Here is a 10,309-nt window from a genome sequence, read left to right as displayed (position 1 = left end):
ATGAATGGAAAAAATAAGAAAACCCCTTATGCAATATTCCTAGTGGTGATATGTCTCCTCCTTGCGGGGTGTTCAGGAGGATCAGGGGGTGGCACACAACCCACTTCACCCGAAGAATCTACAAATCTAGCAGCAGACCTGGCAGAAACGACAACCCCTCCAAAAATGGAAAAAATAAAAACCATGGCAGAATCTCGTGGAATGACCATGGGTGATCTAAAGGATGCTGCCGAATCAATGGGCATGTCCGTGGAAGAAATGATGGATATGGGCGAATCAATGGGCATGTCCGTGGAAGAAATGGTTGACATGGCAGAATCTATGCGAATGAGACAAACGATGGACATGGGTGCTCCTATGGACTATAGCCAAAACACGGGACCTCACCTCGTGGATCATAGCCAATACCTTGAAGCAAATCAACAGAATGCCCAACCAGATATTGATCCTGCCAATCCTCCAAAACTCGCTACCAGTAATTTCATCGATCTCGACCCCTATATTCGGATTACTAAAATCCGAGCTGCATATGGACATAACTATAATTATGGTTCAGTTGACTATGACCCCACGGGAAAGTCCTGTTCGAGCATGAAACACTACTTCGATGCCTACACCGAACAACAGCGCTGGGATAGTGATTTTGGTTCTTATGACACACGTGGAGTTGTAAAATTTTATTCTCCTGTGGATGGGGATATGTATCAATTAATACCCAAAGAAATTGAACAAGGCACCGAATATCAATTTTATATTGGCCCAACGGGATATTCGCAACTTGTATTCACTTTCCATCACGTAGATCTACTTGATGAATTCATTGTTGCCGGTGGAGGTAGCGTAGCAGCTGGGCAACATATTGGCTATATCATGCGCCCCCATGGACAGGGCGAAATCGCTGTAGCAGTAAGCAATGGGGCCGACACAGAATACATCTCATTTTTTGATGTTATAACCGATGAAGTGTTCGCTGAATATCAAGCACGAGGCATTACGAGCCGTGCTCAAATGACTATTTCCCGAGAAGAACGAGAGGCAAATCCAATTCCGTGTACCCTAAACGATGGTTCGGGTGGTAAGTTCTATTCCGAATCTGGGGATGAAGAATCATTCCAGGAGTGGCAAAGTGGTTCGGATAATTGGGTCGAATTAACACGCTGAAAAAAATAGTCCTACCCGGATTCGAACCAGGGTCAACTGCTCCAAAGGCAGCTATGATTGGCCACTACACTATAGGACTATTAGAATCGATTGGCCTTGGTCTATGTTAAAAGTTTATGTTCGAAGTCTCGCCTCTATTTGATTACGCAGATCATCTCTAAATTCATCTACTGCTATCTCCTCATATATTGGCCCGAAAAATCCCTTAACTAACATATTAGATGCGATTTTCTCTGGTATTCCTCTAGTTCGCATATATAGTAGACTATTTTTATCTATTTGACCAACTGTGGCAGAGTGACTGGCAGATGTATCGTGATTATTGATAATTAGCTTTGGACTGGCATCTGCCTCTGACTCATCACTTAACATCAATGTACTCTCTCTCTGGTAAGACGATGTATTCCAAGCTTCTTGCCCTACAAATTGTGTCCCTTCGTACACAGAACGGGCGTGATCATCCACCACACCTCGAGTTACTAGATCTGCAATTGTATTTTCTGCATTGTGCCAAACCTTCGCATCAACATCTATATGTTGATCTTCATGTCCATAAAATGCACATACTATCTTTGTCTCCGATCCATCCCCATTTAACTCAGTTTCCACCGTTGTTTTTGATAATCTAGAACCCACATCCCCCTCGATCCAATTTATCTTTGCGTCTCTACCCGTCGAACCACGTTTCATCGAATATTTGTATGTATCTTCTGACAAATTTTGCAATGATCCATATTTTATCTGACTATTTTCTTTTGCAACCAGTTCCACTATGCCTCCATAATATTTCTCCCCCCCCTTCTCATCTCCCGTTTCCTGTGAAGTAACAATTGTAGCAGAAGACGATTTTTCTGCCACGACCAATGTATAGTCAAATAGAGATTTGGATTCCATTTTTGTTTGTATTAATATCTTTTCAATATTAGCTTTTTCAGGAACCAGAATAACCGTACCACTCGTAAATAATGCTGTAGACAATGCAACAAGATAATTTTCTTTTGGGTCCACAACCGTTCCAAAATTTTCCTGGATAATGGATTCATTCGATTTCACAGCATCAGCGAATGATAAAATTTCTACCCCTTTGATTTCATCCCTTAGAGTTTCTTGTTGCTGTGTAAGTGGATCTATTAAATTCTCAAAATCTAAATCAGCCAAATCTGTCCATATCCTCCCCGGAGTGCTAATTACTTTTGGAAATTCTAGTCTGCCCAATGCACTCGCAGCATCCAATCTAATCTCTAGTAACCAATTTGGTTCTCCAAGCCCTTCTGAAATCTGGGAAATCACTTCATCTGTTAGTTCTAGATCAACGCCATTTGTCATTCGATTTCACTTATCCTCAGATATCTGCTGTCGGACCCAATCATATCCTTTATCTTCAAGTTCAAGTGCAAGTTCTGGCCCGCCCTCCATGACCATCTTCCCATCAACCATTATGTGAACTTTATCTGGCTTCACATATTGCAAAATACGTTGATAGTGAGTAATTTGTAAAATACCCGAACCCTGCTCATCTCTCAACGCGTTAATTCCCTTGGCAACATCTTGAAGACGGTCTATATCCAAACCAGAATCAATCTCATCCAATATGGCAATTGCTGGTTCTAGAACTGCAGCCTGGAGCACTTCATTCTGTTTTTTCTCCCCTCCTGAAAACCCTGCATTAAGATATCTCTGCATAAATTTTACATCCATGTCTAACAATTCCCGTTTCCCTTGTAGCAGCTTCTGAAATTCCATAACTCCCACTGGGCCATCATCAATAGGGCCTTCCATTGGGCTGGGTACTTTTTTCTCCTCTCCTTCTTCCTCTTCCTCCTTGCCAAATATCAACTCCGATCTACCTTCTATTGTCGCGTTAAGTGCAGTCCGCAAAAAGTTAGTCATGGTGACTCCTTCAATTTCCGCAGGATATTGGAAACCCAAAAATATTCCTAGTGCTGCCCTTTCATCTGGTTCCAGTTCTAAAATACTCCAAGATTTCTTATCTTTTGGTATACTTTCTTCAATCTCGTCAAAATCATCATCATCAACTTCCAGTATTATCTCCCCGCCCGTGACCTCATACGCAGGGTGACCTGCAATAATTTTTGACAGTGTTGATTTTCCACTCCCATTTGGCCCCATTAAAGCATGAATTTCCCCTGAAGATACCACAAGGTCAACCCCTTTCAGTATTTTTTCTCCATCTCCTGCCACTTCTGCATGTAAATTCTTTATTCGTAAAGTTGCCATAATTTGCGTAAGAAAATCTAGCTTTTTAACTGATTTAAACTTTTTCTAGTTAGATTTCATATCCTCATTTTCCACTCCTTATGAAATCACATGTATTGCCCCAATCCCGTTTGTTCCTGCCCACTTCTGATTTCGTCCCACGACATGTCTATGCCTTCTAATATTCTTTCAATAGGTCCTTTAATATCTTTCTCCAACATTAACTCCCAATCCACCGCAAAACTATCTGGTATCTGGTCGGCAAATTCAAATGATATCACATCTTGTTTCATTTGAAATTCTGTAAATGTTTTTCTCTTTTCTCTCTGTCCTGCCGTCAGCCCCCTGTGATCTTCCGTAATTGTCCCTTCTGCGGGAAATATATCCGGATTTTTCTCTCTAAAATTTTCAAAGAATACCGAATCGACCCTCTTAAGATACACACGCTTTGGCTTTGATCCCCGATCAAAATTTGTCCCCAACACAGCATTTGCATATTTTGCCCCTCGAATGTGTGCCGGTTCTGTTTCATATTCTTTTAGTTTCTTCCCTATGCCTCCTGGTATTCCAATTTCTTCTATATTCAAATTTCCCCTTTCAAAATCTTTTATCACCCCTTGAATATATTTCTTCACTTCATCTAATGACCTCCCCCGAACTATTTTTTCTATCACCGCCTGCTGTGTCACTCTCGTCACTAGTGAGTTATCCGATCTTCTATACTCAAACCCAACTATATCAATATCATCTACATCTCTCCCTTCTTTCCAAATTATATGCCCTGCATATCTCTTTTTCCTCCCTGTTTGGAAAAACCGTCTATACAACTTTTCAAATTCAATTTCAAAATGATGATCCTCCGCATTCAATTTTTGTTTTGCAAATTCTCCGTATGATTCATTTATTTTACCTTGGACTTCAACGGCAGTCTCCAATGCTCTTTTCTTTAATAAATCCTCTTCAATATTTTCTAAATTTTGAGAATTCATTTTTTGATTTTTTAGTTCCAACATAATGGAATCCGTATCTCCATATGCAACTGTGTATCCCATTTCGTTAGCCATTTTCTGAGTATGCCGGATCACTTCCCTTCCTGTTGCAGTAACTGCATCTGCCATGTCTTTGTCATATAACCTAAAACGTTCCCACCCCAAAACACCGTACAACGAATTCATTATGACCTTCACTGCTGCCTGCTGACGATCAAATCTATCATATTCTACCGTTTCACGATCGTATTTTTCCCTTTGTTCTTTTTTGGCCTCTCGCTCTTTCAATAAATCATCTACCATCTCCCTAATTATGCCAATCGGCTCCCTTCGAAACATCTGGCCATTTGGAGCCCGATACACTTCGCCTTCGTATTGCTCTTCCACTTTCGTTTCTGGAGATGCATTGAGCGTTACCATGCACATTGGATACAAAGATTTCAAATCTAGTACTGCTACCATCTCTCTCACCCCTTTTGTCGGGGTAAGAACTTGCCCACCTTCATAATCTTCCGACTGTGCTCTTCTCTTTGATGGAAGTACAAATTTCCCATATACTCTATGAAGTACTAGCATATCTACCGTATCCCCTGGCGTAGTCGCGTCTTCTAGTTTGCAACCCACAAATGCTGCAACTTCTTTCCAGAATGGAATGATCCCCTGCTTACGATCAATCTCAACACATAATTCTACATCTCTGATATTATATTTCAATAATTGGGTCGGATCATTTTCCCAGAGGGCCCCAATAGTTCCAGTATACCTTTCTTTCCCAATCCCTAGTTCTGTCATGGCCACTGCGTCAAGTCTATATGATTCCAATTCAGAAAAGTTGGTTCTCCTATATGCATAGAGCAAATCAAATGCAATCCTCCCTTTGATATTTGGACCCCTCCAATTATTCTCCCAGACTTCATTAACTCTCGATAACCTGTTGAAATCAATGTCATATTTCGCACCCTTGCTTAATTTTTTCAACCTCGCTACAAAATATGATATATCAAAATCTACAAAGTTCCACCCTGTAAGCACATCCGGATCACTCTCATCGATGTAGTCTATAAATGCTTCAAGCATTTCTTCCTCCGTTTCAAAGACATATGTTTCCATAGACGAACTTTCGTCTATTAATTTGTGATCCCTGATATCAACCTTCTCCTCATCACACCCATGTATCCATGCAGTGTATTCATTTGTATATGAATCATGGCTCGATATACACAAAATAGTCTCCTCCCCATTTTCTGGGAATCCGTTTCTATCTTCCACTTCTATATCGAGTGTATTAATCCTCAAACTACTGGACACGTTCACCGCAACCACGTCTTCGTAACTCACTTCTAGAGTTCCATCTGGAGCTCTTTTTTCTGGTATTCGTATCCCACTTTCAATACTCTTGTCGATCAAAAATCGATTTGGAAATAAAATATCTGCTTCATAGTGATCAAATTCTTCTCTAAATTTCCCCACATCCCTGGGAGTCTGGCCATATATTTTGACTAGTCGCTCCCCTTTAATTCCCACATATGGCTGACCTTTTTCATTTTCACGCTCCCATCCTGTTACTCCTGGAATGCCCTCTACTACATCTCTATCGAATGAAGATTCGAGTGTATATAGGTATGGTCGAAACCCATGAACTTGAACACGTTCTGCTTTATTTTCTATAGTTCTTCCAAAAACATGTATTATTGGCTTTTCCACATCCCCAATTCTCTTAAGTGTGTAATTCACCTGGAAAACTGCTATTTCTACAAACCCATCTAATTTCTTCTCCCCTACCTCTTCCAAGTCAATTCCCAATCTCTCCTCTGTATATCCTCCCGTTTTCATTTCTTCTCCAAAAAAACCTAGATTTGATTGACCCATTTTTTAGCTATTAGGGCGCCACTCCTAAAAAACCCCTGCAATCCCCTTTAATTATTTTGTCCATTTCCCAACAGACCAAATTTTTTAGGCAGATTATTATCCTAGTCCCCCCTGTAATTTCATCAACTCTTACTACCTATGTTCACAGACCACCCCTTCTCAAAACAATTCTGGATCATTGTATTTTTATTCAATTTCTCATTCTTTTCATTCTCCATTGGTCTCCTCTTATTGTGGTTTGAACAAAGATACATCCCTGGTACTATCTCTTTATTGCTTGGTGTATTCGGATCAATCCATGCTTTGAGATACTATCGAATCGCTAAAAAAAATATTTCTTCAAATTAACACAATAAAAGAAATTTCCTCAGTGTGTAGTCACTTCCGATCGATTAGAAGTAGGTTCCTTTTCTACCGTAATAATAGATCCACCAGAACCAAGTAGCTCATCGTCATGACTTACAATTAAAATTTGTTCCACTCCTATTTCTTGCATTGAACTAATCAATTCACCCAGTTTACTAACGTGACCTCCATCGAGAAATACTGTGGGTTCATCCAATATCAGGGGTGGCATGGGGGCTATACCCTGCGTTCCCTCTATCAACAACCTGTATATTGCAGACCTGAGACTTAGATTGAACAATGCACGCTCTCCCCCTGATAATTGCCTGGGATTTAGTGATTCACCATCTTTTTGATAAACCAATAAGTCGTACGATTCATCAAGTTCAATTTGAGAATATGCATCATTTTGATATATTATTTGAAATGTATTATTCAACAAAACTTCTAGGCGATTAAGATTTCTCTGTCTTAATTCCACTCTCAGTTCTTCGTAGAATTTTTTTAACTTTTCACTTTCATCCATGACCGATTCTATATTTTTCTTATCTCCCTCCAACATTTTGAGCCTTTCATTTAATTTTTTAAGCTCTTTCTTTTCCAACTCTTTCTGTATTTTTTCGACACCTATTTCCTCTTTCTTTTTCTTCGATATTTCTAGCTCATCTTTAATATTTTTTAATCCTATATCTGCCAATTTTTTCTTATTCTCGATGTCTTTCAAATCCGATTTTTTACTCGAATTTTCTTCTAAATTTTTCAATTTTGTTTGGTTTTTTGTAAGTAAATCTTGCTTGTCTCTAATTCCATTTTTCACTACTTTTTCAGTCGTATCTAGTGTATTCAATTGCACATGAATTAGCTTAATTTCACCACCGGTATTTTCATACAATTTTAATTTCTCTGTTAATTCATTACCCACTTTCCATTTTCTACCCATTTCTTCTAACAAACGCTTTTTTTCAGACAGTATTTCTTTATCTTCTTGCAACGATGAAATTCTTGGTGCCCCTTCTATCTCCTTTCCACATTCTGGACATTTCCCTTCCTCTATCAATTTTTCCATTTTTTCAATTGCATTTTGATTAGTCTTTATCTCAATTTTCAAGTTAGTTATTTTATCTGAAATGGAATCCATCTGGGATAGTTCGTAGGGAGTTTCTTCTCCACCTCTTTCTAAAAGTTTGTCTATCTTTTCTTGCAACTCTCTCTTTTCTTCTGTCTTCTCCTGCATCTCTTGCCTCCCCTTTGATATTCCTTCTCTAATCTTGGAAGCGCTAATCCGTAACTCAATTAAATCTTCACTAAGTTTGTCGATGTTAATTCTCAGATCTCCCATTTCCCTTTGCGCTTCGCCATGAGACTCAATAATTTCTTTAAGTGTTTTTACTTCATTTTGTTTCCTTTCCTGGTCTTTTTGTAGCTGTGAAATTTCTTTATCAATCTTATTCCCTTCCCCTTCTAACTCTTTAATTTCTCTCGATAGATTATCTCTTGATCTCTGATTTAATTGATTATTTAGTTCCTCAATCGCACCCCTTTGTTCTGAAGCTATCTCTGCCACAGCTCGACGAGATATTGAAACTCTGTCCCCATATTTTTTGAGCAAACCAAGCTGCAATAGCCCATCTATTAGCGCCTGTCTCTCTGTCGCGGTCGCCTCTATTAATTTATTTATGTCCCCTTGGCGAACATACGCGCAACTTACAAAGTCTTCAGAACTCATGCTTAGTATTTTTTCAATTTCTTTCCCAACTGGACCGCTACCTGATATGACATCTTTTGGAGTCTTTAATGTGCACTTCGTAGTTACTGCAGCATCTCCCCGCATCGTGATTTCCCTTTCAACATGAAATACTTGTTCGCCCTGGGAGAAAATTAAACTAATCTGTGCTTTTTTTTCACCTTTAGTTATTATCTCTTCCAATCTACCTCTTGAAGATACTTTCCCATATAGTGCAAAAAAACATGCTTCCAATAACGTCGATTTTCCAGACCCATTTGGTCCATAAATTATAGTCACCCCCTCTTTGAAGTTGACCTTAACCTCTTTGTATGGCTTAAAATTCTGCAGTTGTAATTGATTGAATTTCATGAAAAATCCCCGAGAGTGTATTCATTATTCTCCCCCCCATTTCCTGGTGATTCTCCCTCCCCCTCTTGAATGGGTACCTTCTCGAATTTCTCCGATTCACTCATCATCTTTTCTATTGATTCCTTTACATGCATTTTGAGATTACTATCTACTATGTTTCTATCTCTCACCAACATATCTATACACCGTGCAGCTTCACTCAATCCCAGTGACCCCATCTCATTTTCTACTACTTCTGCTGGGTCTTCAAAATAAACCCATTCTCTCACTCCCAATTCCTCCATCTCCCCTTTACTCGGTTTGATTATTGCGTGAATTGCACCCTTACTCTTACAATATTCTTCTATTTCTGCAATAGGTATTTTTATCCCCCCGCCCCCCACGGAAACAATCACAATCGCATCTAAAAATTCATGTTCCCTTTCTTTTATTCTTTCGTACAGATATTCAATATTCCCCCCTTCTGGAATTTCTTCTTCCACATATACAAATTTACGAGTTTGAATATTTTTTGTGCCAATTTTCACTCCGCCCTCCAAATCAATAATATTATAACTTCTTCTTTCACGTTCTGCTATTGACGCCCTTTCCGTAGAACCACAATACGTTACCCATACATTCGCTATTTTCTTTTGTTTTTGGATATGTTCATCCCCAAGTAACACTACATCAAATTCAACATTCGAAGATTTCAACACCAATTCTATGTCCCATGTATTTCTTCCTGGCACGAGTACCAATGGGGTAAACTGGCCATGAGAAACTAGAATTTTATATTTCGATGAACTCTCTTCAAATTGATAGTCAAGCCCTTCTCTTTTATCAGGATGGACGTAATCCATTCCATATATCGCAATATCTCCTTCTTCATCTTCAATAGTATGTGGAGTTTTCCCAAGATGTGTAACTAAACCCAGTCTCTCAAATACATCAATCCATTGCAATCCCCGTTGCATCTCGTGATTTCCTGCTATTGCAAGAATCGGGATGTTATCATCTTTAGCTAATTGTAGAATCTCGATCGTACCTGCAATATCTATGAGATCTGGATTTGCTTTATGGAACAGATCGCCAGAATGAACAATCGCATCGACTTTCCCTTCTATCGCATCTTCTACTACCTCTCTAAACGCATATAAAAAATCTTCCCTTCTAGAATGCAAATGGTATTGAAGATATCCGATGTGTGTATCTCCTGTATGTACTATTCGCCCCATATGCGTAACTACTATTCTTCATTCCTAAATCATTTTCTTTAGGCCTCTATATTCTCAGTAAGTTCTATGTGTTTATAGAATATATTCTCTTTCGGGCATCCAATGTAGAGAATCTAACCTTGACTAGACGGGCACTTTCCAATCTCGAAAGGGCATATCTCACAGTGCGGGATGGTAGTAATGTCTCTTGTACTAGCTCCTTTTGTGTCAATTCTTCATTATACTCTAAAACTTTCAATACCAATTTCGCACTGGGTGGGAGCCTCTCTTTGCTACTTTTTTCGATACTAACTGCTTGCAGATTCCTTCCAATTCCTGTAGCCATACTCCTATTACATAATGTCTGGTATTAATATTTTCGATACAATTTTATTACCTAAAAACATATTTCTGCTTCTTTTCACCCATCCCCTCGG

7 protein-coding genes and 1 tRNA gene are annotated in these 10,309 nt (G+C 39.1%); 1 reads left to right on the top strand and 7 read right to left on the bottom strand.

Features of this window, described 5'->3' with window-relative positions:
• Window positions 1-1,161 (top strand): hypothetical protein (locus tag ACM9H2_RS05380; RefSeq protein ID WP_415488984.1); only part of this gene is annotated, 1,161 nt, incomplete at its 5' end.
• Window positions 1,162-1,167: 6 nt separating this feature from the next.
• On the opposite strand, the gene ACM9H2_RS05375 is transcribed toward ACM9H2_RS05380, so the two are convergent.
• The 7 genes from ACM9H2_RS05375 to ACM9H2_RS05345 form a co-directional block, all read right to left on the bottom strand.
• Window positions 1,168-1,240 (bottom strand) — tRNA-Gln (locus ACM9H2_RS05375).
• A 35-nt stretch (window positions 1,241-1,275) separates the two neighbouring features.
• Window positions 1,276-2,487 carry a Fe-S cluster assembly protein SufD gene (gene sufD / locus ACM9H2_RS05370; RefSeq protein ID WP_415488982.1) on the bottom strand — a complete coding sequence of 404 codons (1,212 nt, stop codon included), beginning with the start codon at window positions 2,485-2,487 and terminating at the stop codon, window positions 1,276-1,278.
• 6 nt (window positions 2,488-2,493) lie between these two features.
• Window positions 2,494-3,399, bottom strand: a complete 906-nt coding sequence (locus ACM9H2_RS05365; protein WP_415488980.1) for an ABC transporter ATP-binding protein — start codon at window positions 3,397-3,399, stop codon at window positions 2,494-2,496.
• Window positions 3,400-3,485: 86 nt separating this feature from the next.
• Entirely contained in the window at window positions 3,486-6,236 is a 2,751-nt protein-coding gene (locus tag ACM9H2_RS05360; protein WP_415488978.1) for a DNA-directed DNA polymerase, read from the bottom strand.
• A gap of 367 nt (window positions 6,237-6,603) precedes the next feature.
• Entirely contained in the window at window positions 6,604-8,676 is a 2,073-nt protein-coding gene (locus ACM9H2_RS05355; RefSeq protein ID WP_415488976.1) for an AAA family ATPase, read from the bottom strand.
• The gene (locus ACM9H2_RS05350; RefSeq protein ID WP_415488974.1) at window positions 8,673-9,893 is read right to left on the bottom strand and encodes a metallophosphoesterase family protein; all 1,221 of its coding nucleotides are present in this window, start codon (window positions 9,891-9,893) and stop codon (window positions 8,673-8,675) included. The genes ACM9H2_RS05355 and ACM9H2_RS05350 overlap by 4 nt, the downstream gene beginning before the upstream one ends.
• A gap of 64 nt (window positions 9,894-9,957) precedes the next feature.
• Window positions 9,958-10,218, bottom strand: a complete 261-nt coding sequence (locus ACM9H2_RS05345; protein WP_415488972.1) for a MarR family transcriptional regulator — start codon at window positions 10,216-10,218, stop codon at window positions 9,958-9,960.
• Window positions 10,219-10,309: the final 91 nt, after the last annotated feature.

Source organism: Candidatus Hikarchaeum yamanae, assembly GCF_009889665.1.
In the GTDB taxonomy this organism is placed as follows: domain Archaea; phylum Halobacteriota; class Halobacteria; order Halobacteriales; family Hikarchaeaceae; genus Hikarchaeum; species Hikarchaeum yamanae.
Note: the sequence above shows the minus strand (reverse complement) of the source record. Positions and strands in the feature narration are given on the sequence as shown.

Coding starts and splice junctions, on each gene's coding strand:
- ACM9H2_RS05365 (WP_415488980.1), bottom strand. CDS start 3,399: ATGGCAACTTTACGAATAAAGAATTTACATGCAGAAGTGGCAGGAGAT.
- ACM9H2_RS05355 (WP_415488976.1), bottom strand. CDS start 8,676: ATGAAATTCAATCAATTACAACTGCAGAATTTTAAGCCATACAAAGAG.
- ACM9H2_RS05360 (WP_415488978.1), bottom strand. CDS start 6,236: ATGGGTCAATCAAATCTAGGTTTTTTTGGAGAAGAAATGAAAACGGGA.
- sufD (WP_415488982.1), bottom strand. CDS start 2,487: ATGACAAATGGCGTTGATCTAGAACTAACAGATGAAGTGATTTCCCAG.
- ACM9H2_RS05350 (WP_415488974.1), bottom strand. CDS start 9,893: ATGGGGCGAATAGTACATACAGGAGATACACACATCGGATATCTTCAA.
- ACM9H2_RS05345 (WP_415488972.1), bottom strand. CDS start 10,218: ATGGCTACAGGAATTGGAAGGAATCTGCAAGCAGTTAGTATCGAAAAA.